This is a genomic window from Shewanella surugensis (assembly GCF_023284005.1).
Classification (GTDB): Bacteria; Pseudomonadota; Gammaproteobacteria; order Enterobacterales; family Shewanellaceae; genus Shewanella; species Shewanella surugensis.
Genome location: NZ_JAKIKS010000305.1, coordinates 1 through 1,453 on the forward strand (window position 1 = coordinate 1; position 1,453 = coordinate 1,453).

Genomic DNA, 1,453 nt, shown 5'->3' on the forward strand with positions numbered 1-1,453 from the left:
TTGCTTATATTGGTTTTTCATTTGAGAACCTTGGCCGATTTTGTGAGAGATTGAAGCTTATAGGCAGCTAACCCTCTTTTCTATACCAAAGTGTGTCGGTTATTATGGCAACCTCACCCACACGCCATGACTCCCCTCTCCTAAACGATTCAATTCAATACAACCAACATCCAGCACGAGCTATTGCCGAAGAAACTCAAGCGCTAGAGCAGTCTTTGTGGGCATAAATTCGATCACCTCATAATACACAACACCATATTGCTTAACAGGATCTGTATCTAAAATGCGATCCCGTGCTTCTCGACTCTCAGAAGCACTCAAATAACTCTTCGCTATCCTCTTGCATCCCTTCAATCCAAACAAGCCCTAGCGTCTATTGTGATCCTAAACAATCAACAATTACTCAAACCACAGGGTCATCAAATGTTATACTACTTATATAATCGTACTTTGAGAAAATAACCTAACGATCACTGGGATATATATGCTTTATTCTGAGGCTGATAGTCATTATTTTGTGACCAATGACAATGTCAAATTACACTATATTGATAAAGGTCAGGGTCAAGTGATTGTCATGCTACCGAGCTGGAGCTTGAGTACGGCAATATTCAGGTATCAAATCCACGATTTGAGTCGAAATTATCGCGTCATTGCACTGGATATGAGAGGACATGGCCAATCCGAAAAAGTCGAGTATGGCTATAAGATTTATCGTTTAGCCAAAGACTTACATGAATTACTTCATACTTTAAAGATTAATAATACAGTATTATTAGGTCATGCTGTCGGCGCATCCATTATCCTATGTTACTGGGAGCTATTTGGTGCTGAGCACCTACAAAAGATGATTTTATTAGATAGAGCGGCAACCCCCTTATCTAACCCTAAATGGTCAAAAGAACAAATTAAAAGTTTCGGCCCCACATCAGATGCGGCAACCGTAATGCAACTTTATAATCAAATTTCAAGTTTAGGTGGCGAGTATTACCAGCGAGTACTGTTAAACTATATGTTATCAAAAAGCATTTCAGATAAAGATAAACAGCAAGTACATGATTGCAGTGCAGGATTACCCAACAAGTCAGCCGCCTCTCTTTTTTATGATAATTATCATCAAGATTGGCGAACGATGCTCCCGAATATAACGATCCCAACGCTCGTCATTACTGGACGGGGAAGCCCTATCTCTTTATCATCCCAAACTTGGCTCAGTCAGCAAATCAAAGACGCTAAGTTAGTTATTTTTGAAGAAAATGAAGGGGGAAAACATTTTCCATTCATTGAGAATCCCCATAAATTTAATCAAATTGTAGATAGTTTTATTCAAACTCCATCCTATGCTTAACAGTAACCGTCCGAGCAAGTACATCTTCAACCGTGTTCATCGATCCCTTATGTTAACCCCTGACTATGATATCAGGAGTTAATATGACTAAGCGTTCTCATGAAG

The 1,453-nt window shown here is 39.2% G+C and carries 1 protein-coding gene; it reads left to right on the forward strand.

Going from position 1 to position 1,453, the window contains the following annotated elements:
• Positions 1-484 precede the first annotated feature (484 nt).
• On the forward strand, positions 485-1,348 hold the full coding sequence (locus L2764_RS27155; protein WP_248943444.1) for an alpha/beta fold hydrolase: 864 nt from the start codon (positions 485-487) through the stop codon (positions 1,346-1,348).
• Positions 1,349-1,453 lie beyond the last annotated feature (105 nt).